Here is a 22,209-nt window from a genome sequence, read left to right as displayed (position 1 = left end):
TCGTCAGGCTTCCGTCCGGCCGAACAGGCGTCGGCCGCCGTACTTCTTGTGTACGGCCTGCTTTGAAACCCCCAGCGCCTCGGCAATCTGCGTCCACGTTGTCCCTGCCACCCGCGCCCGGTGCACCAGGACCTCTTCCTGTCCTTCCAGGCGGTGGCGCAGCGCGGCTGCCTCGCGGAGCGCTGCGATGGGATCGGCGTTCTCGGTGATCGACGAAATGTCAACTTCAGCCATGAGTCAACCTTAGTTGACCCACCCCGCAATCGTCAACCTGAGTTGACGCGTTCGGTGAGGCGCCAAGATTGACGGATAGGAGAGGTTCACCACGTGGAGGGACACCTCAGCTCGGCCCTGTCCGATGGCCACGACCGAGGGACGGGGGCACCTGGGGCCAGTCGAGGGTCCACCCATTCCGGGTATCGGTGGGTGTCTGGACTGGGGGAGATCCCGCGGGAGGAGCCGTGGACACGCGCGTGTCGCAGCAAAGAGGATGGGCTCCCGGTTACCTATGGCCGTACGTGCCGGCCAATTCCTGCCTGTTCGGCTCCGGGAAGCCCGGTTGCCGGAGCCGGCCCGCCTCGTTGCCGTGGTGTGGCGTACCTGCCCGCCGGATGCCGCAGTCCTCCTGGACGAGGCGGCCCGGGCGGTGCTCGGCACGCCACCGGCCCCCCCGCGACGTCGATGAGGCACCCCGCCCGAGAAGGCCGAGCGCGGGGACGTCACGGAGGAGCCGCTCGCTTCCCGGCTGCGGGTGCAGGGCTGGTCGCCGGTCCTGCCCGGCGCCTGCTCGGCAAGCGGTACGGGCGTCTTCGCAGGCCGGGTACGGAGCATCGAATAGTGGGCCGGCACGGCCTCCATCCGCGCCTCGTCGAACCGCAGCGCCGGACGGGCCCGCCAGGCATGCTCGACCAGGGCCGGGGAGAGGTCTATCCCGAAGGCGTCCAGCATCAAGACGTGCAGCATGGCCGTCAGATGTCCGGACCCGCACCCGACGTCGGCTGCGGCCGTCCGCGGCGGAGCCCACGCGGTCTGCGGCCTCCGTGTCCCTGCGGCCGCCCGCACCGGGGCTCGCCGGCCGGGGCGCCCTTCCGAGGCCCGGCGGCGTGCTGTGGGGGAGGGGCGACCCGAGCGAGGGACCGTGACCGCCGAGCTCAGCAGTTGTCGTCGGGCGTACGCGAAGTACACCGAACTCGCTCGAGTGTTGCCGTTCTTGTGCTCGGACGGGACACGGTACTGGCCGCCGGAGCCACCCGATCCCAGGGCGACTGCGGCGTTGTTGCCGCGGTTGCCCACCGGGCGGAAGGACGCGGTCGCCGATCATGCGCCGACCGCGGTGTTCGTGCATTCCCCCGACGTGGCAGCTTCAGCTCGTTCCGTCGTTCCGTCGAGCGACTCGTCGGCGGCCTCTCGGGTTCGGCGCGCGCCGAACGGCGGGCGTCCCCCGTTGGTTGCCGGGCCACTGGGTGGTGCACCGCTCGGACGGACCGCGGACCTCCGCCGGGAGGTCCGGCGGTCAGCATCCCGCCGTCACATTCCCGCAATGGATCCACCCGCGCGTATGCGTGTTGTCGACGTAGTACCACAGGTTCCCGTACTCGTTGTAGGCGCTGTGGCTCCAGTGCAGCTCGTCCCCGGGGGACGTCCGGTAGTACCAGTCGCAGCTCGCCTTGTAGCACGCCCTGATCGGGCCGCCCAGCGACGTGGTGCGATACCACTCCGCCTCGCCGGCGGCACCGGAGGTACTGTCCTCTGTCGCGACCGCCGTGACGGAGGTCGACTGTGCGGCGAGTGCGGTGTGGGCCGGGGGTGCCGCTGTGGCGATCAGAGCGCCCGCGAGGAGCGCGGCGGTCGTCAGCAGCGAGGGTCCTGTCCGGATGCGGGTGGTCATGGCCACTCCTGGTCCGGGAGCGCGCCGCCGACGGCGAGGCACCCGCCCGCGAGCAACCGGTGCGCGGATACGAGCGACGGGTCCGGCCGAACCCGCCCACCCGCCCCGGCGCGGGTGCGCGGGGCTGTGCGCGGGCGGCCCATCATGCCTCGAACCAAGATGAGCAGTTGGTGTCGACGCCGCCGTTGCACACCTTGTACCGGGCGACGTACTGGGCATCCACGCCCGTGACGTAGCCGGAGATCTCGGCGGGTGGCCCGTCATAGCCGTTGCTGTTCCTCGCCACGAGCTGGGTCGGTCCCCAGCCCGTCGAAATTCGGGGCTGCGCGTACAACCGCGGACCCAGACCGTCCCTGGCGTAGTCGTGCAGCGTGCCGGTGACGTGGATGTAGTAACCGCCACCGGTCGACCACAGGCAGTTCTCGCTGAAGCCGGCGTACGCCCCGCGGTCGGACGACCAGGCTCCAGAGGAACCACAGGAATACCTGGAGGAATTCTCCGATGCCTGAGCAGGCGCGACGCAGATTCCCAGGACCGCCATGGCGCCGATACCCGCGACAGCGGCACACGAACGAAGTGTCACAACGTCTCCTTCTCGATGGGGACTCTTCCGGGAAGGCGCGGCGAACCCCTCCTGTCGGACGCGTGGCGCGAGGAGGAGGGGAAAGACGCCCGCCCGGCCATGGATGCGATCGGCCGGGCAATCCGAATGTTCCGCATACCGGGGAGCGGGAACAACCGCAGGGGCCTGTCCCGGACAGAGCACCCGTGTCCGGCCTGGTCACCGCCGTGTCCGGTCCTCGTCCGGTCTCTGTCCGAGCCCTGTCCCATGGGGTGTCCGGAAACGTGTCCGGAGCCGGTCGGCCCAATTGCCTGTACGCGTCGCTCTGGTGACCATGCCGCCATGGAGAATCAGGCGAAGTCACTTCCACAGCGGGCGCAGGACGCGGCGGAGTTCGTGTCCCTGATGCGGCAGTTGAAGGAGCGGTCGGGGCTGACGTACCGGCAGCTGGAGGAGCGGGCGGCCGTACGGGGTGACGTACTGCCACGCAGCACGCTGGCCAACGTGCTGGCCGGCAGGACACCACCGCGCCCGGAGCTGCTGGCGGCCTTCGTGCGGGCGTGCGGGGACGGCCACCGGCTGGAGGCGTGGCTCGCGGCGTGGGCGGATATCGGCGCGTCGAAAACCGTGAGCACCGCCGAGCCGGAACCCGTCCGGCGGCCGCCGCTGCGCGGTCTGATCGCCAGGAGACCCGTGGCGGTGGCAGCGGGAGTGATGCTCGCCCTCCTCCTGACGGGTGCCGGTGTCCGGCTGCTGGCCGCCCCCGGCGGAGAGCCGGCTGTCAGCGGCGCGGCCGGCGGGAACGCGGGGCCCGCGTTGCCCGCCGTCAGCCTGGATCTGCCGGAGGGGTGGGTGCGCATCCGCCCGGTCTCGGCTCCGGAGCTGTGCCTGACCGACGGGCGCGTCCGGGACCGGCGGTACACGCCCCTGGTGGCCGTACAACGGCCGTGTGACCAGGTGGCGCCGCAGGACACCCTGCTGGAGCCGGTGGGCGGGGACAGCTACCGCATCCAGTGGCACCACCCCGACTACGGCAAAGGCTGCCTGAAGGTCCTGACCCAGGGCTCCGGCGCGGGGCTGCTGGAGCCGATGGACGACTGTGCCCAGGGCAGCCGCTTCCACATCGAGCCCTCCGGACCCCCCGGCAACGGCACGTACGTGTTCCGCGTGGACGGCCAGGGCTGCATGGGGATCGTCGACTCCGGAACTCGGGAGGGAACCGAAGCGGTCATGGACCGCTGCGTCGGTAGAGACGGTCAGGTGTTCGTCATCGAACCCGCGCGATAGCGCCGGATCGGCGAGCCGCTGTTCACCGGCCATCGCGGCCGCGCCGTGCGTGCCGCGCTTCGACCGACCCATCGGCTGCGGTGCTGATCGCGGACCCGCCCGCGGCTCCGCGCGCCGCCCAGGCCGTGGGACGACGTTCCCCGAGTGGTCCGGCGGCTGCTGGAACGCGGGCCTCCTCCGGTGCGCCGTCCACACCGCCACCCGCCCCCCGCCCCGCCGGGCGCCGGCTCCTCAGGCCGGGTCCAAGGCCTTACGGACGATGGCGGCGGCCGCGTGCGTCCGGCCGTGGAACCTCGGCGAGCTCCCCGCGACCGTCGCCGAGCTCACAGCACGAATGGACGACGCTGTACGCGTCCGGTGTGCCCTATCAGGACACGTGCGCGAGTGACCGCACCATGACCGGAGAACCACAACCTCCTGTGCGGCCGTCCCCGCGCGCGGGGAGGGGCCCGCATCGCACGCACGGCAGTGACCGCCCGCTCGCGCCCTCTCCTCACTCGCCTCCGTGCCGCCTGAGATGACAGGAATTATGGTGTTACAGATGTGGGACGGGGGCAGGCGCCTCCGTACAGGCACCGTGAGGGACGAGTGAGGGGAGAGTCCCATGATGCTGCTTGTGAGATCGACTGCGGGCGCCGAGCGAGCGGGCGAGGAAAGCATCCTGGATGCCGCGCGCAGCCGCCGTCACCCGGCCGGGTGACGGCGGCTCGTACAAGGCCGCGGCATCCGCCCGGCCCCGCCGCCCCACAGCAGGCCCCGGCAGGGACGCGAGAGGTGAAGGTGACCCGATGACTCAGACGGCGCTCGTCGTGATCGACATGCTGAACACCTACGAACACGAGGACGCCGACGCTCTCGTGTCCTCCGTCAAGGAGGCACTCCCCGCCATCGAGAAGCTCCTGCGGCGTGCCCGGGACAGCGGCGCTCCGGTGATCTACGTCAACGACAACTTCGGTCGGTGGCGCTCGCACCACGGTGAGATCCTCCAGGCGGCCCTCGAGGGCCGGCACCCCGAGCTGGTCAAATCCGTCGCTCCCGGCGAGGACTCCCTCTTCGTCGTCAAGGCTCGGCACTCGATCTTCTTCGAGACGCCCCTGACCTACCTCCTGGGGCAGCTGGGGGTCCAGCGGCTGGTCCTGTGCGGGCAGGTGACCGAGCAGTGCGTCCTCTACTCCGCTCTCGACGCGCACATCCGCCACTTCGACGTCAGCCTCGCCCCCGAAGCCGTCGCCCATATCGACGCGGGCCTCGCCGACGCCGCCCTGCGCATGATGGAGCGCAACATGTCCGCCCGAATCTGCTCCGTGGACGCCATGACCTTCGACGACTCCGGCGGTCCGGACGCCTGACCCGGCCCGGGCAACCGGTCAAGACATGCGGATCGCTGTGACGCGTGCCCGGCCCGGCCGCGACCGCGACGCGTCGGTCCAGAACCGGATGCGGACGGCGCATCATGCGGTGGGTGTCGGATCGTGGACATGGTGATCGTGATGAGCACGCAGGGAGTCGACGGCCTGAGCGAGGCCGTGGGCGTGCTGCGGGGGTGGTAGGCCGACCGTCGGGTGCCGCAGGCCTCGGCGGCGACCTGCCGGCCGTCCTGGACCACGTGCACGGCCTCGCCGAGCCCCTACACCCGCCGCCCCACCCCACCACCGCCCGCGCCCAACCCGGCAACGCCCGCCCCCGCGGCCGGCATCGCCTGCCCCGGACGAACAGGCCGGCCGGGGAAGCCCGGGAAAGGAGGAACTGCTCGCGGGCCCCCGCTGGACACCCACCCGGCGGTGCGCGCGCTGGGCTGCCTCTCGACTACGCCGCCGGCCAGGCCACCGCGGACGGCGAAATGCCCGGCGGCGTCCTACGCCTCGTCGCCGACGTCCTGCCCGCGGTGGCGACGAGGCCGTCGCCGCCGTGATCGGCGCGCACCTGCCAGTCCTGCACCGCCGCGCCACCGCCGGCACCGCCGCCCACCCCGAGCTGCACGCCCTCGACCCCCAACGGCCCCTCACCGGCCGCCCCATGGCTGGACCGGGAAAGATCCGAACCGCTGCTCCGCCGCCTTGGACCGCGCCCAGCTCCTGACCGCGGTGCGCGCGAACGCGTAGGGCTACGCGCGGCCGCATACGTCGCGTTCGCGCTCCTGCTCCAGGGCCCGCCCGACCTGCTCGGCGACCCCGTGGACGCCTGGCGCGAGGTGGCCACCGGCCCGGACGGCGCCCCGGCCGTCTCCCACCTGCTCCTGCCGCTCGCCCCTTCCCGTGCGGGGGCGCCCCCGCACCGGTGATGCCGCAGGGGACCCGGCCGCCCGCGCCCCCGAGGACGTCGCGCCCATGTGGTGGACGGCCACGCTGGAGACCGGCCGGCCGTCCGGCGAGCTCACCGGAGCCGGCTACTTCGCCCTTTCCGCGTTCACGGACGAGGTGTGGCTGCCCCTGTTCCGGCGCAGCGCCGAGCACACTCCCGCCCAGCACAATGCCGACAACGTCATCGAATGCGCCGCCGCCCACTCGCGCAGCCCCGCTGCCCTGCTCCTGGCCGTGCGCCTGCTCACCCGCCCCGCCCCCGGCTCCTGTACAACGCCGACGTCCGCAGGCACGCCTGGACCCTGCTCCAGGCCGCCGCATGGGGCAACCAAGCCGAGGCCGACGCCCCCGAGGGGATGGAGCGCTACCACATTGTCGAGAAATGCAACAACCTTGCCAACCAGCTCGCCGGCGGGTGAGGTGGTTGCCATGACCTCCTCGTATCCCGCCGCCCTGCCCCTGCTGCTCGGCATCGTCGTCGCCGTTGTGACCGCCTTCGGCCTCGTTGGATACGGCTTCCCGGTGCTCGGCAGGGGCGGCCCGGGGGCCGTGGCGCGTGGCGCCGCCGCGCTCGCCGGAGTCCTCGCTGCCGTCGCCTATGTCTGGGGGTTGGTATCGCTCTTCCTCGACGAGAGCGGCACCGCTCAGGCGTGTCAGGACGCGAACCCCTCGCTGTACGGGCAGGTGAGCGGCTACAGCGTGTCCTACCTTCCGCCCGCTCTCGACTGCCGGCTGGCATCGGGTGGCTCCTACACCGCGGCCGTCCCCGGCTTCCTCACACCCGTGATGACGGGCTGTGCGGTGATCGCAGTGACGCTCGCCCTGATCGCCATCGCCGAATACCACCGCACCACCACACCCGAGCATCCCGAGAAAAGGAAAACATGAGCGCCGCTCCCGCCCTCCGCCGCCCCGCAGAGGCTTTCTGCTGGTTGCGGTGGCGCCTGGTAGCAGCGTGGTGGACAACCGGTTGCCCTGGCGCCGGGTGACACCGGTGTCGGTGACCGGTCAAGCACGGCGGCCTCGCCCCGGCCCGTGATCAGGCCCGGGCCTCCCACCGTCGCCGCGCCCCGGGCCCCGGGTCGCCCTGAGGCCGCGCAGCCCCAGGCCGCGAGATTCCCGACCACGTTCCCGGCGATTTCGGGCCCCTAGCGCTCATGGACTCCCGGTCCGTCACCGTGGTTGGGCCCCATACGCCAGGTCGGGTAACCGATGGCCGCCTCACCCGCTGACGCGGACGGCGGCCAGCCACTTACCGGTACGGGCAGGGTGACCTGCCCCGTACCGTCGGCGCCGCTGGCTTCGGCGCGTACACGCCGCTGACCCTCCGGCCGGTGCCCGGCAGGGGAGCGGAGGCGATCGTCACCGCCTCCTGCCCCGAGAAAAGCGGGGAAACTGCCAAGGTTGCGCAACCGCACCGAGCGGTACGGGCCCGGACCGGCCCCTGACCGGCCGCTGATGCGAAGGGCACCAGCCCTGGACACCGAACCAACCGCCTGGCCACCGTCGAAACCGTCCGCGCCGTGCCTCGACGGTGGTGCGCGGTTGCCTGAGCGCACGCTTCCGCACCGCCGAGGTCAGCGCCTGTGGCGAGCGTCGTCGGGGACAGGAGCCGGATGCGAGGCCCCGGCCTGGACTTCAGTCCGCTTCTCCAGGCGGCTGCCCCGTGGCAGGGTGATGGACATGATGTCGCTGGGGCCGTCCAGTGCGATGCGGTGCCATCGCCCGCGCGGGACGATGGCCGCTGTTCCGGCCGCCAGTTTGATCTCCTCCTCTTCTCCGGGCTGCTCCGGGCGGAAGTACAGGCGTATCCCGCCGGTGAGGCAGGACACGACTTCGTCCGCCTCGGAGTGGATCTCCCAATGGTCGGCGTGGACGTCGGCGTCGGTCTCCACATGGAAGGTCATCAACTGCCAGCCGTCCCGCTCCGGGTCGAACACGGGTTGCTCGGCGCGCACCTGGCCGCTTCGGTCAAGGTGGATGAAGGAGGCGAACAGATCGATCGGGGTAACGGTCATGCCGGGACATCCCTTCTGCGGTGATCTCTCATCTGGTGGGTTGTAGGGCATGAGGGGCGGCCCGGTCGGTCGCCGCCTCACTCGGCCACGGCACGGCGCAGGGCTGCGCCGAGTTCGGCGAGCTGTCGCTGCGACACGTCGGCGGACAGGACCGCCAGCGAGCCGTGGAAGGTGCCGGGCCACTGGTGCAGTTCGACCGGGACGCCCGCCTGCAGCAGGCGCAGCGCGTAGATGATGCCCTCGTCGCGGAGCGGGTCGAACTCGGCGGTGGCAACGTAGGCAGGGGGGAGGCCGGAAAGGTCGTCGGCCCGGGCCGGGGCGGCGAACGGTGTGGCGGGCTTGGAGCCCAGGTAGTGCCGCCACGCCACGGTGAGTGTGTCGCGATCGTGCAGGGGCGTGTCGGTGAAGTTCCGTTGCGACCAGGTCTCCTGACGGTCGTCCAGCAGGGGCTGGTTGAGCAGCTGGAATCGGATCGCGGGCCCCTGCTGGTCACGTGCCCGCAGCGCCACCGCGGCCGCCAGGCCGGCGCCGGCGCTGTGCCCTCCGACGGCGATCCGGTTCGGGTCGATGTCCAGCTCGGCCGCGTGTTCGGCCGTCCAGGTCAGTACGGCATAGGTGTCGTCCAGGGCGGCCGGGAATCGGTGCTCGGGAGAGCGGCGATAGTCCACCGAGATCACCACTGTGCCGGCGCCGGCCGCGATCCGGGCGGCAAAGTGGTGGTCGGTGTCCAGATCTCCCATGACCCAGCCTCCGCCGTGCAGCCAGATGATCGTGCCCCGTGCCCCGTTCGGGCGGTAGATCCGCACCGGCACATCCGGATCGGCGGGCACGGTACGGTCTTCGATCTCCATGCGTGATGTGTCCGGCGCGGGTGTCGCGGCGGCACGCTCGGCGTAGTTCTCGCGGTCGGTGACAGGGTCAGCCAGATCAGCTTTCACGAGCAGGGGCATGAACGCTTCGAGTTCGGGATCCATGACGACCATCCTCGTCGCCGACACCCAGGGCGTCAGCCACCAACTGTCGGGCATGCGGCCGAATCACGCACCGATCGGCGCACCCACCGACCCCTATCCTTGCGCTATGGAGGCCCTTGCCGAACGGCTGTCGCACCTGGACCCGCATGCCCGAGGCGCGATCCGCGTCATCGCGTTCTACGACACGTTGATGCGCCGGCGGGTGGATCTCCCGGCTCTCGCCCGGGCCTCGGCGGGCCTGGCCGGGTGCGCGGTCGGGATTCGGCTCCACGGCACGGGGCGGGTGATCCGCGTCTCGCCCGAAGGCAGGCAGGCGTCCACTCCGCTGCACTCCGCGTCCACCACGGCGCCGATCACCCTCGACGAGGAGGAGATCGGCACGGTGTGGCTGGAACGCCCCGGCCCGCCCAGTCCGCTCGATGAAGTGCTCCTGGACCGGCTCGCCATCGCCGCCGCGGCGGTCGTCGAACGATATGGCCCGGCCCTCACCACCATGGCCGACCCCGCCCTCGTCGAACTGGCGATCAGCTCCAACAGCGACGAGGCGGCCCGGACCCGGGCGCTACGGCTCCTGGGGTTCGCCGCCGACTTGCCGGTCCGTGTCGTCGCCGTACATTCGCAGCTTCCCCTCAACGAGGTCGGCGCCCTGATCTGCCCGGCCCGCCCGGTGAAGGCGGCATCGCTCGCCGACGTGGGCGTCATCCTGGCGACCACCGTGGACCGGGCCCGGTTCCCGGCAGGCATACGCGCGGGCATCGGCGCCGCCGAAAGCCCCGACCTGTCCTGGAGGCAAGCCCGCACCGCCCTCCGATTCACCACTTCACGCCGGCCGACCGTCCGCTACGACGACTTGGGGGCACTGGCGCTGCTCGCCCAGATACCCCAGGACGCCGCGCAAGGCAATGCCGACGTCGCCGCGATCGCCCGCGTCGCCAGCAAGCCAGAAGATCTGGAGACGTTGGACGCCTACTGCGCCACCGGCTCCCTGCGCCGGGCCGCCGAAGTTCTCCACTTGCACCACAGCAGCGTCGCCCGCCGACTTGAGCAGATCGGAAAGACTCTGGGCGTCGAACTCACCGAACCCCCCGGCCTGATACGGGCCGCTCTCGCCCTCACCGCATGGCGGCTGCTCAGCGACTAGAGCGGGTCTCTTCGGTGCACTCACCGGTCGATCGGATGTGTATGTCCGATGAGTGATCACTGATGCGATGGGGGACCGGACCGAGCCGCTGATGCCGGCCGATCCGGGCCGCGGACGCCGGTGGGCCGGACACCGCCGCACGCTCGAAGCCATCGCGGGGAAGTACCGCACCAACTCGCCCCGGCGGACCTCCCTGACGAGCTCGGCTCGTTCCAGGCCACTCACAAACAGCTGATCGGGTGGGCCACCGACGGCACGTGGGAGAGGACTCTCGCCGCCGTCCTCGCGACGGCCGATGCCGTCGATGACATCGGCTGGACCATGTCGGTCGACTCCACCGTCGTCCGGGCCCCACCAGCATGCCGCCGGAGCACGACAGGAGACCCCCACGGGTGCCGGGAGAAGACGTACGCCCCGGCGGCACCGCCGCGACGGCGGGCCCGGACGATCCCGGGGCGGTCTCACCTGCACGATGCGTCTCCGCCGGAGAGGGCGGGAGCCGTCCGCTGGCCCTGCTGATCACTCCGGGCCAGTGGGGCGATGTCCCACAGCTCATCCCCGTCATGGGGGGCATCCGCGTCGGCCGCCTCGGCGGCGGGCCTCCCCGCGCCCGACCGGATCATCCCGGCGGTGACAAGGCGTACTCCTCTCGCCGCAACCGCCGCTACCTGCGCCAACGGCAGATCAAGCACACCATCCCCGAACCGGGCGACCAGCGGGCCAACCGAAAGCATCGCGGCATTCGCGGCGGCCGGCCCACTCGACTGCGACAAGACGATCCACGAGCGAAGGAGTGAAGCTGAGCGGACGATCACCGACCTCAAGAACTCCCGGGCGTGGCCACGAGGTTCGACAGGCGTGCCTATGTCTTCCAGGGCACCGTGGCTCTCGGAGCGATCCGGCTCCGGATTCGGTGGTAGACCCATTATCCCCGTGCGGGCAGGCGCCTGTCACCGTTCTCCGGAATGATCTTTACGCCTGATTTACGCCTTTAGGCTTGTGGTCACTGGGCACAAACGCACTTACCGAAATGGGGAGTTGAGAGTGAGGCACGACTATGCCGCGCTGGCCGTGGAACTCGCGGACATGGCTGCGGCCGATCACCGGGCCGCAGTCCGCGCGAACAGCGATGACCCTGCCGAGCAGCTGGCCTGGCGGCGGCTGACCGCCCGGCACGGTGACCGGCTGGCCGAGATCATGGACGAATACGGCTGGCCGACGGCACAGCTGGTCGGTGAGGAGGCCGCACGTGCAGCATGGCTGATCGCCCAGCACGCCGACCGGCAACTCGATGTTCAGCGGCGCGCCCTCCATTTGATGCAGCAGGCGGTGTCGGCAGGCTCGGCCAGCCCGCGTGAGCTGGCCTTCCTGCGCGACCGCACGCTGGTCAATGAGGGCCGTGCGCAGATCTACGGCACTCAAATCGCCGGCGTGAAGAACGGGGTGCCGATTCCGTGGCCCTGTGAAGAGCCCGAGCGCATGAACGCACTCCGAGCGGACGTCGGCATCGAGCCCTTCGACGAGTACGTTGCCAAGTACTCCCAGGCCTGACGCGCCGTTGCCCAGCCGCGTGCCGCGGACCACTGCCCGGGGCTCACCTGCAGGCGATGATCCGGCCGGAAGGGACCTCAGGGTTCGCGCCGATAGGTCACGGGCGTCGGGCGGGCCGTGTGTCCCACCGGTGGACCGTCCACGCTGTGCCGATCAGGCGCCGGACCACGATGACCGCGCTGGCGAGCGCCACCCACGCGGCTTGCACTACCGTACGCCGATCAGTGACGAACGCCAGTGACTGGAAGCCCCGTGTGTGCCAGGAGGTTCGTCCGTTCGACAACCCACCGGTGGCTGTGGTCAGCGGCAAGGACGCGCCCCTTGGGGTGATCTGCCATCCGCAGCCCCGGTCGGTCAGCAGTTTTGCGGGTCACGTGCGAGTCGCACCCCGAGCCCGGGTGCACCGTGATCCGGTCGGGCGGATGGACACCGCAGCGCCCAAGGGTCTCCAAGATGGGCGCAACAGAGGCCAGTCGTGCCGCTCGGCGCCGGCGAGCGCGCACACGATTGCAGCAGGCAGTCCGGAGCGGTACCGCGCCCGACCTGGCCGCCCGGTGTCTCTGCCTCCCAGTACGCGACACCTTCCCCCGCTGCCGCGCGGCCCCGCGCCCGCCGCGGAGACCCGCGTGCTCGGGTGGAGCCCGACCCGCTGCTCGGCATCGGCCCTGGGCGTCATGGGATTAGCCTGGGCAACCGGGAGACCTATGGAAGGGTGCAGTAAAGTGCCGGAATCCCGGGTCACTTCGGCCCACGAGACAGGCTCGGACCTGCATCTTGAGCTGTCGCCGGCAGGGCCTCGCCGCGCGGCGGTGGCGACGGCCCTGCGCGAGGCGGTGCGGACCGGGCGACTCGCGCCGGGCACCCGGCTGCCGCCGTACCGCTCGCTCGCCGTCGACCTGGGGGTGGCCCGCAACACGGTGGCGGACGTGTACGCCGAACTGGTCGCCGAAGGGTGGCTGACCGCCCGGCAGGGCTCTGGCACCCGGGTTGCCGAGCGCGTCGCCGCCAAGGCTCAGCGCGTCCCGAAGAAGGCCCCGGGCAACGAGTCGGGCGCCGTCCACAACCTCCGGCAGGGGCAGCCCGATTCGACGTCCTTCCCCCGAGCCGCGTGGGTCGCGGCCGTCCGCCGGGCGGTGTCCGCCGCACCGCACGACGCCTTCGGCCCCGGGGATCCCCAAGGCCGTCCCGAACTGCGGCGCGCGCTGGCCGAATACCTCGCCCGGGCACGTGGGGTGTGCGCTTCACCGGAACAGATCGTCGTCTGCGCCGGATTCGCGCACGGGCTGCGTCTTCTCTTCGGTGGCGGTGTGCTGTCCGGACCGCTCGCCGTCGAGCCGTACGGCCTCCCTTTCCACCGCACCATCCTGGCCGACGCCAAGGTACGCACGATCCCCATGGGGCTGGACGAGAAGGGGGCCAGGACCGACCGACTGGCGACGCAGCCGGGCACGTCATCGCGGCACGGCGCACGTGCCGTCCTGCTCACCGCCGCCCACCAGTTCCCCACCGGAGGCCCGCTGCACGCGGCGCGCCGTGCCGCGGCCGTCGACTGGGCACGGACTCGGGGCGGGGTGGTGCTGGAGGACGACTACGACGGCGAGTTCCGCTACGACCGGGAACCTGTGGGTGCCGTACAGGGGCTCGATCCGGACCACGTCGTCTACCTGGGTTCGGCCAGCAAGAGCCTGTCCCCGGCGATCCGGCTCGGCTGGTTGGTCCTGCCACCACACCTGGTCGACGGCGTACTGGCGGCCAAGGGGATGCGTGAGGCGTGGACGGGCGTCACCGACCAGCTCGCCCTCGCGGAGTTCATCGAATCCGGGCAGTACGACAAGCACATCCGCCGTATGCGGCGGCGCTACCGAGCCCGCCGCAATCTGCTCGTAGCGGCGCTGGCAGAGCACGCCCCGCACATCGCGGTGACCGGCGTAGCGGCTGGTCTGCACGCCGTCCTGCGCCTGCCGGCGGGCACCGAGGCGTCCACCGTCAAGGCGGCCACGTGGATGGGCGTCGCACTCGACGGCCTCGCGGAGTTCCGCCACCCCGACGCTCCCGAACCTCACCAGGACGGGCTGGTCGTCGGCTATGCCACGCCCCCCGAGCACCGTTACCGGTTGGCACTCGACGCGCTGTGCCGGGCCCTGCCGCCCCTCCCTGACACCTGAGCCGCACCCGTGCCCCCTTCGACGGGGGGGCCGCGAACGCCAGAAGTGTGGTGCCACCCGGTAAGGGCGGCAACAGGGGATCCGTGCCGGTCAGGCGGGCACCGCCGGACGGCTGTCCGTCCCGGTTTCCTGCCTGGTGGCCTCCTTCGTGCTGGGCTTGCGCAGGCCCAGTGCGACCAGCACGGTCACCGCGATCCCCGCCGCCGCGACGAACACCGCGGTACGCGGCCCGGCGGTCGTCGCCGTGCGCAGCGCCTCGCCACCGAGTCCGTCCAGACCCGCGTTGGCGACCGCCACCAGCAGCCCAGGCCGACCGCGCCGCCGACCTGCTGGCTGGTGGACGCGGCACCCGACGCGAAGCCCTGGTCCTCGGCGACCACCCCGAGGGCAGCCGCGCCGAACATCAGGGTGTAGCCGGCACCTTGACCGACACCCAGCACGATGAGACCGGGGACCAGCGAACCGTACGAGGCGCCCGTCGTCACGGTCGCCCCGACGATCACGGCGCCGACACCTCCCACCGCCACTGGCGCGACCATCACCGGTCGGATCCCGTACCGGGTGGCCAGGCGGCCCGCGCCCTGCGAGCCGACCACGATGGCGGCCGTCGGCACCAGGAAGGCCAGCCCGGTGGTCAGCGCGTCGTACCCGTGCACACCCTGGAGGTACACGGTCAAGAAGTACAGCGGTGTGCCGAAGGTCCCCATGGAGAGGAACGCGACGACCGTACCCACGCTCGGATTGCGGTCGGTGAACAGGCGCAGCGGCAACAACGGGTCGGGATGGCGCGGTTCGATCGCGACGAAGACGGCGAGCAGGACGGCGCCCGCGACGGCGGTGGTCAGCACGGCCGTCGCGAGCCATCCCGACTCCGGTCCCCGCACCAGGGCGAACACCACGGCGGTGACACCGGCCGTCGAGGACAGTGCGCCTCCGGCATCCACTGAACGCCCGCCACCGCGCGGCGTGTCCGGTGTGATCACCGAGAAGGCGAGCAGGGCCGCGGCGCCGGCGAGCGGGACGTTGACGAAGAAGACCGGCTCCCAGCCGAACAGATTCGTCAGCACACCCCCGAGCAGGGAACCGGGAATGAGCCCGCTGCCACCTGCCGTGCCCCACACGGCGAACGCCCGGTTGCGCCGGCGTCCTTCGGCGAAGCTCGTGGAACCAGGGTGAGCGTCGCCGGGAACAGGCACGTGCCGCCGACACTCTGGACCGCCCGGGCGGCTACCAGCACCCCGGGCGCTTCGGCGAGGCCGCCGAGCAGCGAGGAGACCGCGTACAGGCCCAGCCCCACGGCGCACATCCGCCGCGGTCCGAACAGATCGCTCACCCGGCCGCCGAGCAGCAGCACGCCGCCGAACGCGACGGCGTACGCGCTGACCACCCACCGCAGGTTCTGTGCCGAGAAGCCCAGGTTGGAGCCGACCTCGGGCAGGGCGACATGGACGATGTTGTAGTCGATCGAGATGATCAGCTGGGCGAACGCCAGCAGCGCCGGGGTCGCTCCCAGCCGGTGCTGCGGAGCTTCCGCGTTGATTGACGGCCTGACAAAGGCTGCTGTGCGGACGGGTTGTGGGGCAGGGGGGACACCGGCCGGGCCACCGCCGCGATGGGCGGCGGCCCGGCGGCGGATCAGCGCTCGGCCAGCGCCTGCGACCACACTGGGCTCTCGAAGTAGTGGTTGTCGTACTGCTGCGAACTGTCGCGGATGTCCTGGACGGTGGCGTCGCCGCGGTAGACGCGCTCCAGCAACCGGTAGTAGTCGAAGCGGTGCAGACCGGGAGTGAAGACCACCAGCATCTCCGCTTCGTTGCCGGGGGCCGGCGCGAAGGCGTGCGGCACGGTCGGCGGCACGGTCAGGAAGTCACCCCTGCCCAGGGTGAGGACCTCGTCGTTCACGAGGATGCGCATCGCGCCGTCGAGGACGAAGAACATCTCGGTGGCCTTGGTGTGGAAGTGTGCGGGAGCGCCCGGCGAACCCTTGCGGAACGTGGCCTTGTTGGCGGTGAGGGCCCCGCCCGTCGCGCCCGCGTCGGCGAGCAGCGTGATCAGGCTCGTTGCGCCGTCCTGGAGGGATTCGGCGTTCTCGGCGCGGACGAGGACGGGGCCGGTCGACTGGTTCGTGGTGGGGTTCATGGCTTCTCCTGGATGTCTGGTCGGCTTCTCACCGGCGATTCCCGCTGACACAGATGAATCTACGGCCCGCAAAGACCCACAGGATGGTTCATTCAATGGCGGGATCCATGGGTCAATACCGGGTGGTCGGGGCGCTTCGCCGCCACGTCGGCGGAGGGTTGCGCGGACGCGAGACGGCTTGGCGGCGGGTGGTCGGCACGGTGTGAGAATCCCCAGGGATGCCGGCGACGACCGGCCCGTGACCCCGCCCGGCGACCCCTGCTCGGAGGAGCAGCCCGTCCCGGCGGCGCCATAGGGAAGCGCCCCCGCGGCCGACCGCAGGGCGCCACTGTGTCGAGGTCCACCTTCTCGGGGCCGAGGGCCGGAGATGCCGACGACCCGCAAGGGCATGTCCACACGCGCCGAAGCGGGCGGTCAGAGGCTGCTGTCCGAATTCGGGCGCGGCGCCACGCAGAACATGTACGAAGCGGCAACCGCAACCCGAAGGGCGTGACCAAGGTCTTCCTGACCCACCCACACGGTCAGCCAGGTCGCTGTCATGAGGGGCGCAGGCGGCAGCGTCGATGTGCAGCGGGGCGTCGGAGGCACTCGGGTTGGAGCTGTCGTCACCTCTTTGCAAGGTGGTCGCTTCTCGGCGATGCGGGACGGCTGTCACCGCCGCATGCCGGACCCCGCCCACGCCCGGGACCGGGGGAGCCCTTCCGGCCGGGACGCAACAGCGACAGCAGAGCCCAGCCTTGTCCACGCCGCGCCCGCCGTTCCCTCATGAGGGTGGCTGAGCTTTCGGCCGCGCGCCGACGTGTGGTTCGCCTTGTGCAGGAGACGCCCCGAAGCCGCAGATGGGCAAGCGCTCTGTTCCCAGACGACTGCGTGATCCGGCGTCCTGTTTTTCGTTGCCGTTTGGTCGCTGTCGACGTCACCGTCAGCGATCGGCGATCGGGTGCACAGTGAAGGGACGAAGACGAGCACTGCTGGCACGGGAGCTGCAAATGGCGAGTACTCCACGCGTCTGATCAGCACGGTCGCGGGAACCGGTGCCGCGGGGGCGCCCAAAGGGACAGACCCTGCCGTTTCGGCTCAGTTGAGCGGTCCGTACGGGGTCGCGGTGTGCCGCGATGGGACCCTCTACATCTCCGACGGCGGCAATCGGGTCCGCAAGGTCACGACTGACGGGAGGATCAGTACGGTCGCGGGGACGGGGAGCGCGGGGCGCGGTGCAGAGGGTGTCTTTGCCGTCTCGGCCCCGCTGCATACCCCGCGCGGGATCGCCGTGGACGGCGCGGGCGACCCCTGACCTGCTAAAACCGCACGCCAGGACAGGGCGCGTGTCGCATCCGCGTTGCACACCCTGACCAAGACCCCATCCGACAGCCCAAGACCCCGGGCGCTGCCATGACAGCCCGGGGCCCTTCTGCGCACTGGTGTGTCCGGCCAGGGCAACGACCTGCGGCCAACGGCGTCCCGCCCACTCGACTCCCAGCTTCCGCAGCGCGGCAACGGCCTCTGACCCTCCCGCTCGACCCACTGGGCGAGGGCTGCGAGGCCCGCTGGAAATGGTCAGCCGCTGCTGCTGGTCGGGCAGGAGGCGCGCCCAGGTATCCGAGTTCTTCTGCCGCTGGAGCCACCGTCCGATGTCGTCGCCCTCGAACAGCACCCCGGGTTCGGTGGCCGGCAGGTGGTCGTCGGCGTCGACGAGGTCGGCGAGGGTGCGGTGGTGGCGTTGCCGGTCCAGGGGCCACGGGCAGTCCCAGTCCGGGGCGATCGCCGTCAGCTGCGCCGCGTGTACGGCCGCCCGTTCCGGGTCCTTGCGCAGGCCGTTCTTCGCTCCCTTCCGGCGGAGGTTGGCCCGGTGCTGTCCGACGGGCACCATCGCCTCACCCTCGCCCCACACCGCGTCCTGCCGGGGCGCGAGGTGCCCGGTCGCCCGCCGGTACGAGCGCAGCGCGGCGAGCTCGGCCTCCCACTCCTCCTCGCTTGGCTCCCGCACCATCCAGGCCCCCCAGCAGCTCCCTTCGGTGGGAATCGAGTGCAGCGGCACGCAGCGTCTTGCGCTGCTGGCGCACCACCGTCCCAGGGGGAAGCCTTGGTGTACGCCGACCTCGACTGGGGTGTCGTAGGGGACGGCGTACAGGCCGCGATGCGCACGAGCCCGCCAGGCCCGCCCCGACGCGGAGATCACCCGGCGGGGCGCCGTCAACTCGTAGTACCTGCAACGCCACCGCGATCTCAAAACGGAAGCCGAGACCGTCCGCGCCCCCTCACCCAAGACGGGCCGCGGGCGGTGGGAGCAGCGACCGCGCGCAAGGAGGCGGCCCCTCGACGTCGAGAACCGCATCTCCTGGCCCAGAACGCCGTCCTGCAACGGGCCCTGCACGAAGTCCGGAACGAGCTGCGCATGGTACGCGCCCACGAACTGGGCGCCCGCTTCCGCGACGGCGACGCCCGCTCGCTGCGCGACACGGAGATGGAGGAACTGCGCGAGCAGCGAGACGCACCACTCACAGCCGGCCGCCCAGCAGAGACCGCCATGCAGGCACTCCGCAACGTCAACCAGCGGCTGTTGGCCGAGAACAGCCGGTTGATCGCCGTGGATGCTCCAGAGCCGACCCGGACAGCCACAGCCGCCCGCAAGCCGCCCGGTCCTTGAGAAGGCCCCGTTCTCCCCAGGCCATGGCGAAGTGACAAGCGGCTCTGCGTAGTGGATCTCGGCGACCATGCCGACCGCGACAAGGCCACCCTCGTGCGGTGACCGCGCACGTCGTCGCTGGCCTGTTCGACTGAGCTAACCGGGATCGGGTTCGTCGTGGATGGTCAATGCTCCAGCGAGGTCGAGGTCGGCGACGGTGCCATGTGCCCCGGCACGGACGAGCAGCACTGCACCGAGCGCGGTGGTCCAGAACGTCCTGGCTTCCACGTTGAGCGGTCGACGGGCCTTCCAGCCGCGACTGTCGAGGAGCTGGCTCACGAAGCGCTCGGATTGCCGGAACAGCAGCTGGAGGTGCTGGTCGACCACGGGGGCGAGCTCGGGCTTGGAGATCCCGGCGGCGAGTGCTCGGGTGACTGACGGGAGCGAGGGCATGGCCAGTACGGCGCGGGCGATGTTGCGCCGAAATGTCGCCGCATCGGGAGCTTGGCGACCGATGCGCTCGATCCGTCGGGCGTCGTGCAGCAAGCCGAGAAAGGCGGCGTGCACGAGGAGCGAGTCCTTGGAGCCGAAGTGGTAGGTGACCTGATTGGGGAAGGCGCCTGCCGCGTTCGCGATCTCCGCGACGCTCACCTCAGCGCCGGGCCGTTCCTTGCAGAGCCGCGCAGTTGCCTCAATCAGCCGACGCCTCGTCGCGCGACCGCGATCACGTGACCGAGGCGACGTCGACCGATCTTCGGTTCGCTTCTTCTCCACACCGTAATTGTATGTGATACAACAAGACTCGTTCACTTGTATCGCATACAAGAAGGGTTGAGGGGCATGCACGGGACTGAAGTCGTCGTGACCGGACTCGGCGCGATCACACCACTCGGGGCAGACGTGGTGTCCACCTGGGACGCCCTGCTCGCCGGTGAGTCCGGCATCCGCGGCGGCGTCCTACGAGGCCAAGGGGACACCGGCCTTCCCGACACTGTCGCGGGGACGATGGCGATCGACCCAGCCGAATCGCTGCTGCCGGTGCAGGCCAGGCGGCTCGACCGCTCGCAGCAGGCAGCCCTCGCCGCGGCGGCGGAAGCCTGGGCCGATGCCGGCGCCCCGCGGGTCGACCCGGACCGGCTCGCATCATCGATCGGCACGGGCATCGGGGGCGTCCGGACGCTGCTGAAGGAAGACGACGTGCTGGAGACGGCCGGGACGCGCCGCGTCTCGCCACGCACGGTCCCGATGCTCATGCCCAATGCGGCGGCGGCGCTGATCAGCATCGAATACGGCGCACGGGCCGGGGTCTACACGCCCGTCTCGGCATGCTCCTCCGGTGCCGAGGCGATCGCCCTGGGAGCCAGGCTCATCCGTGCAGGCGAGGCGGACGTGGTCATCACGGGCGGGACCGAGGCCGCGATCACCCCGATCACCGTCGCTGGCTTCGCCCAGGCACAAGCACTGTCGCGTCACACCGCTGAACCCGCCTCAGCGTCCCGGCCGTTCGCCGCGGACCGCAGCGGATTCGTCCTCAGTGAAGGCGCCGCTGTCGTGGTGCTCGAAAGCGCCGAACACGCCAGCGCCCGGGGCGCACGCATCCACGCGGTACTCGCTGGCGCCGGCATCGCCGCCGACGCTCACCACATCACGGCGCCCGCTGCCGACGGCTCCGGTCAGATCTCGGCGATGCGGAAGGCCCTCGCCCAAGCTGGCTTGGTTCCCGAGCAGATCAGCCACATCAACGCCCACGCCACCGGAACTCCGGTCGGCGACGTCGCCGAGGCGCGCGCGATCAGGGAGGTCTTCGGCCGCGCCACCGTGACAGCCCCCAAGGCGGCGCTCGGTCATCTCTTCGGCGCCGCCGGCGCGATCGAAGTAATCATCGCCGTCCTCAGCGTGGAGCACGGCGTCATCCCGCCGACTCGCAACCTCGCCGCGGCCGGCGTCGGGCCCGACATCGATCTCGATGTCGTCGCAGAGCGACGAGACGTCCCCCAGGAAGCCGTGCTCAGCAACTCCTTCGGCTTCGGGGGGCAGAATGTCTCACTCATCGTCACCGGCGCACGGCACCACGCGTCCCGTACGGCCTCGACGACACCATGACCCACGCGCACGCACGGTCGTCCGTGAGGGTCGCCGCCGATTGATCGAGCGTTGCACGACACGTCCGATTGTGCATGCCACCGCAGAGATGGGGGATGTCCCGAGCAACATCGTCGAAGTGGGTGAGCCAGAACCGGCGACACGGCGAACTCAGGCTGATCGATCGAAACTCGACGCCGCACGGGTTTCGGCCCCCGGTCATCACCGACTGCATGCTCCACACCGTGCTGCGGCGCCGCGCGGGCGGGCAGTAACCGGTGTTGGCTGGTGTACGTGCCACACCGGATGGTCACCTGAACCAGGATTCAGGAGTGGGTACGACCCGAACGATCGCGCTGACCAGTGGGAGCTCGAAGGGGCGGGAGAGAGTAACTACCGCGTCAAAAACGTTCAGAACGGCCGCTACGTCCACCCCCGGTCTGGGTGGCTGGTTGCACAAAATTCCGAACACATTGTGGGCGAAGGGGCCCGGCAGCGCCGCTGAACATTCCCGCTGGAAACTGGATGTTGTCGAAGACCTGAGCCAGAAGGTCGACCTACCGTCTGTCGAGCCACAACTCAAGGGCGTCGACCGGATCGGCGGCGGTGGATTCCCGGCCGAGCGGACCGAAGAAGCGCTGACGGTCAAATCTCCGTCCCTTTCTTGACCCTCCAGGGCAACGACCGGGTTTGGCAGTGCAAGACTCGCCCTACTACATGGTGAGCAGGCACGGGTATGGGGACCGAGTGTTCTACTGCGAAAACTCGTTGGAAGGTGGCGCTGGAAAAGATCGAGGAGACCACTGTCGGCCTGGCTACCACCAACTCACAGGAAATCGAGAAGACGACGAGCATCACTGTCAGGAGCCAGTCAACCAGCTAGTCACAGTCCACCAGCAAGACCACGAAGGTGGGCCGCACCTTTCCGGCCGACGGAAAGCAGGTCAAGCACGCCATCTGGCTGCGCGGCGACCGATACGTCGTCCAGCGCATCGACGCAACGGAGATTCTGCCCTTCCGCACCAGGAACGCCAACGAGGAAATCAACGACACACACCCGCGGTAGACCGCGCCCCGCCTGGCTTGCTGCAAGGGCGGCGTCCTTGAGTGTCTGCTCACCGCCGCCGGTGGCAGCGTAGGAGTATCGCCGGCGGAGCAGAGGGCGAGCGAGGTGACACCGGTGGTCTGAGTGCATCTCCCCACTTTGGTAAACGTGCCAGCGGCGCGGGATGCGTCCCGGCAACGCCCTGGGGGCGCCCCGTGTTGCAGGACGCGCGGACCAGCCGCCAGGGCGAGGCTGCAAGGGTAAGCATTCGCAGTGAGTACCCGGTAAACGTTGAGCGAGTTCATGTGAGGACCGCCTGCAGCTGCTGGGTAGCCTGCGCCATGACGGAGCTGGACATCACCGCCGCGATCCGCCCGGACGAGGACGATGAGCTCGACGACGTCGTCGTCACGCTGCTCCGCTAAACCGAC

20 protein-coding genes and 4 pseudogenes are annotated in these 22,209 nt (G+C 70.6%); 13 read left to right on the top strand and 11 right to left on the bottom strand.

Features of this window, described 5'->3' with window-relative positions; all coding sequences use genetic code 11:
• Positions 1-3: 3 nt before the first annotated feature.
• The 4 genes and pseudogenes from AB0H53_RS12955 to AB0H53_RS12940 all read right to left on the bottom strand — a co-directional run bounded on the left by AB0H53_RS12955 (position 4) and on the right by AB0H53_RS12940 (position 2,471).
• The gene (locus AB0H53_RS12955) at positions 4-234 is read right to left on the bottom strand and encodes a hypothetical protein (protein ID WP_362110802.1); all 231 of its coding nucleotides are present in this window, start codon (positions 232-234) and stop codon (positions 4-6) included.
• Positions 235-783: 549 nt separating this feature from the next.
• Positions 784-999, bottom strand: a pseudogene (locus tag AB0H53_RS12950) (class I SAM-dependent methyltransferase); the annotation flags it as partial.
• 514 nt (positions 1,000-1,513) lie between these two features.
• Positions 1,514-1,888 (bottom strand): hypothetical protein, encoded by a 375-nt coding sequence (locus tag AB0H53_RS12945; protein WP_362110799.1) that lies wholly within the window; start codon positions 1,886-1,888, stop codon positions 1,514-1,516.
• Positions 1,889-2,030: 142 nt separating this feature from the next.
• The gene (locus AB0H53_RS12940; RefSeq protein WP_362110796.1) at positions 2,031-2,471 is read right to left on the bottom strand and encodes a hypothetical protein; all 441 of its coding nucleotides are present in this window, start codon (positions 2,469-2,471) and stop codon (positions 2,031-2,033) included.
• A 321-nt stretch (positions 2,472-2,792) separates the two neighbouring features.
• On the opposite strand from AB0H53_RS12940, the gene AB0H53_RS12935 reads away from it, so the two are divergent.
• The 4 genes from AB0H53_RS12935 (at position 2,793) to AB0H53_RS12920 (ending at position 6,925) form a co-directional block, all read left to right on the top strand.
• The gene (locus AB0H53_RS12935; RefSeq protein ID WP_362110793.1) at positions 2,793-3,737 is read left to right on the top strand and encodes a helix-turn-helix transcriptional regulator; all 945 of its coding nucleotides are present in this window, start codon (positions 2,793-2,795) and stop codon (positions 3,735-3,737) included.
• 788 nt (positions 3,738-4,525) lie between these two features.
• Positions 4,526-5,086, top strand: coding sequence for an isochorismatase family cysteine hydrolase (locus tag AB0H53_RS12930; protein ID WP_362110790.1), 561 nt, complete (start codon positions 4,526-4,528; stop codon positions 5,084-5,086).
• Positions 5,087-6,225: 1,139 nt separating this feature from the next.
• Entirely contained in the window at positions 6,226-6,456 is a 231-nt protein-coding gene (locus tag AB0H53_RS12925) for a hypothetical protein (protein WP_362110787.1), read from the top strand.
• A 10-nt stretch (positions 6,457-6,466) separates the two neighbouring features.
• Entirely contained in the window at positions 6,467-6,925 is a 459-nt protein-coding gene (locus tag AB0H53_RS12920; protein ID WP_362110784.1) for a hypothetical protein, read from the top strand.
• Positions 6,926-7,614: 689 nt separating this feature from the next.
• Here the strand turns inward: AB0H53_RS12920 and AB0H53_RS12915 are convergent.
• Together AB0H53_RS12915 and AB0H53_RS12910 are read right to left on the bottom strand one after the other, a co-directional pair.
• Entirely contained in the window at positions 7,615-8,055 is a 441-nt protein-coding gene (locus tag AB0H53_RS12915; RefSeq protein WP_362110781.1) for a cupin domain-containing protein, read from the bottom strand.
• Positions 8,056-8,132: 77 nt separating this feature from the next.
• The gene (locus AB0H53_RS12910; protein ID WP_362110778.1) at positions 8,133-9,029 is read right to left on the bottom strand and encodes an alpha/beta hydrolase; all 897 of its coding nucleotides are present in this window, start codon (positions 9,027-9,029) and stop codon (positions 8,133-8,135) included.
• Positions 9,030-9,135: 106 nt separating this feature from the next.
• On the opposite strand from AB0H53_RS12910, the gene AB0H53_RS12905 reads away from it, so the two are divergent.
• From AB0H53_RS12905 to AB0H53_RS12890, 4 genes and pseudogenes are all read left to right on the top strand, one after another.
• Positions 9,136-10,170, top strand: coding sequence for a helix-turn-helix domain-containing protein (locus AB0H53_RS12905; RefSeq protein ID WP_362110775.1), 1,035 nt, complete (start codon positions 9,136-9,138; stop codon positions 10,168-10,170).
• A 67-nt stretch (positions 10,171-10,237) separates the two neighbouring features.
• A pseudogene (locus AB0H53_RS12900) lies at positions 10,238-11,090 on the top strand (IS5 family transposase).
• 124 nt (positions 11,091-11,214) lie between these two features.
• On the top strand, positions 11,215-11,721 hold the full coding sequence (locus AB0H53_RS12895) for a DUF6624 domain-containing protein (protein ID WP_362110772.1): 507 nt from the start codon (positions 11,215-11,217) through the stop codon (positions 11,719-11,721).
• Positions 11,722-12,443: 722 nt separating this feature from the next.
• Entirely contained in the window at positions 12,444-13,886 is a 1,443-nt protein-coding gene (locus AB0H53_RS12890) for a PLP-dependent aminotransferase family protein (protein ID WP_362110769.1), read from the top strand.
• Between the two features lie 185 nt (positions 13,887-14,071).
• Here the strand turns inward: AB0H53_RS12890 and AB0H53_RS12885 are convergent, their stop codons facing one another.
• From AB0H53_RS12885 to AB0H53_RS12870, 4 genes and pseudogenes are all read right to left on the bottom strand, one after another.
• On the bottom strand, positions 14,072-15,007 hold the full coding sequence (locus tag AB0H53_RS12885; RefSeq protein WP_362110767.1) for an MFS transporter: 936 nt from the start codon (positions 15,005-15,007) through the stop codon (positions 14,072-14,074).
• The gene (locus tag AB0H53_RS12880; RefSeq protein ID WP_362110764.1) at positions 14,947-15,549 is read right to left on the bottom strand and encodes an MFS transporter; all 603 of its coding nucleotides are present in this window, start codon (positions 15,547-15,549) and stop codon (positions 14,947-14,949) included. The genes AB0H53_RS12885 and AB0H53_RS12880 overlap by 61 nt, the downstream gene beginning before the upstream one ends.
• Positions 15,522-16,025 (bottom strand): cupin domain-containing protein, encoded by a 504-nt coding sequence (locus AB0H53_RS12875; RefSeq protein WP_362110761.1) that lies wholly within the window; start codon positions 16,023-16,025, stop codon positions 15,522-15,524. The genes AB0H53_RS12880 and AB0H53_RS12875 overlap by 28 nt, the downstream gene beginning before the upstream one ends.
• Before the next feature lie 1,488 nt (positions 16,026-17,513).
• Positions 17,514-18,159, bottom strand: a pseudogene (locus AB0H53_RS12870) (Helicase associated domain protein); the annotation flags it as partial.
• Between the two features lie 147 nt (positions 18,160-18,306).
• On the opposite strand from AB0H53_RS12870, the gene AB0H53_RS12865 reads away from it, so the two are divergent.
• Positions 18,307-18,672 (top strand): hypothetical protein, encoded by a 366-nt coding sequence (locus tag AB0H53_RS12865; protein ID WP_362110758.1) that lies wholly within the window; start codon positions 18,307-18,309, stop codon positions 18,670-18,672.
• Positions 18,673-18,807: 135 nt separating this feature from the next.
• Here AB0H53_RS12865 and AB0H53_RS12860 read toward each other — a convergent pair whose 3' ends face one another.
• On the bottom strand, positions 18,808-19,425 hold the full coding sequence (locus AB0H53_RS12860; RefSeq protein ID WP_362110755.1) for a TetR/AcrR family transcriptional regulator C-terminal domain-containing protein: 618 nt from the start codon (positions 19,423-19,425) through the stop codon (positions 18,808-18,810).
• Positions 19,426-19,491: 66 nt separating this feature from the next.
• Here AB0H53_RS12860 and AB0H53_RS12855 point away from each other — a divergent pair, with 66 nt between their 5' ends.
• The 4 genes and pseudogenes from AB0H53_RS12855 (at position 19,492) to AB0H53_RS12840 (ending at position 21,799) form a co-directional block, all read left to right on the top strand.
• Entirely contained in the window at positions 19,492-20,754 is a 1,263-nt protein-coding gene (locus tag AB0H53_RS12855) for a beta-ketoacyl-[acyl-carrier-protein] synthase family protein (protein WP_362110752.1), read from the top strand.
• A gap of 40 nt (positions 20,755-20,794) precedes the next feature.
• Positions 20,795-20,936 (top strand): annotated as a pseudogene (locus AB0H53_RS12850) (leucine zipper domain-containing protein); the annotation flags it as partial.
• A 249-nt stretch (positions 20,937-21,185) separates the two neighbouring features.
• Positions 21,186-21,401, top strand: a complete 216-nt coding sequence (locus AB0H53_RS12845; RefSeq protein ID WP_362110749.1) for a hypothetical protein — start codon at positions 21,186-21,188, stop codon at positions 21,399-21,401.
• A 242-nt stretch (positions 21,402-21,643) separates the two neighbouring features.
• Positions 21,644-21,799, top strand: coding sequence for a hypothetical protein (locus AB0H53_RS12840; protein ID WP_362110746.1), 156 nt, complete (start codon positions 21,644-21,646; stop codon positions 21,797-21,799).
• Positions 21,800-22,209 lie beyond the last annotated feature (410 nt).

This window comes from Streptomyces sp. NPDC050856, assembly GCF_040653855.1.
Classification (GTDB): domain Bacteria; phylum Actinomycetota; class Actinomycetes; order Streptomycetales; family Streptomycetaceae; genus Streptomyces.
The sequence above is the reverse complement of the archived record's forward strand: the minus strand, read 5'-3'. Positions and strand labels throughout refer to the sequence as shown.

What these genes read in the sequence shown, in the direction of transcription:
- AB0H53_RS12920 (WP_362110784.1), top strand. Translation starts at nt 6,467, where the DNA reads ATGACCTCCTCGTATCCCGCCGCCCTGCCCCTGCTGCTCGGCATCGTC.
- AB0H53_RS12955 (WP_362110802.1), bottom strand. Translation starts at nt 234, where the DNA reads ATGGCTGAAGTTGACATTTCGTCGATCACCGAGAACGCCGATCCCATC.
- AB0H53_RS12925 (WP_362110787.1), top strand. Translation starts at nt 6,226, where the DNA reads ATGCGCCGCCGCCCACTCGCGCAGCCCCGCTGCCCTGCTCCTGGCCGT.
- AB0H53_RS12855 (WP_362110752.1), top strand. Translation starts at nt 19,492, where the DNA reads ATGCACGGGACTGAAGTCGTCGTGACCGGACTCGGCGCGATCACACCA.
- AB0H53_RS12935 (WP_362110793.1), top strand. Translation starts at nt 2,793, where the DNA reads ATGGAGAATCAGGCGAAGTCACTTCCACAGCGGGCGCAGGACGCGGCG.
- AB0H53_RS12915 (WP_362110781.1), bottom strand. Translation starts at nt 8,055, where the DNA reads ATGACCGTTACCCCGATCGATCTGTTCGCCTCCTTCATCCACCTTGAC.
- AB0H53_RS12875 (WP_362110761.1), bottom strand. Translation starts at nt 16,025, where the DNA reads ATGAACCCCACCACGAACCAGTCGACCGGCCCCGTCCTCGTCCGCGCC.
- AB0H53_RS12945 (WP_362110799.1), bottom strand. Translation starts at nt 1,888, where the DNA reads ATGACCACCCGCATCCGGACAGGACCCTCGCTGCTGACGACCGCCGCG.
- AB0H53_RS12905 (WP_362110775.1), top strand. Translation starts at nt 9,136, where the DNA reads ATGGAGGCCCTTGCCGAACGGCTGTCGCACCTGGACCCGCATGCCCGA.
- AB0H53_RS12910 (WP_362110778.1), bottom strand. Translation starts at nt 9,029, where the DNA reads ATGGATCCCGAACTCGAAGCGTTCATGCCCCTGCTCGTGAAAGCTGAT.
- AB0H53_RS12930 (WP_362110790.1), top strand. Translation starts at nt 4,526, where the DNA reads ATGACTCAGACGGCGCTCGTCGTGATCGACATGCTGAACACCTACGAA.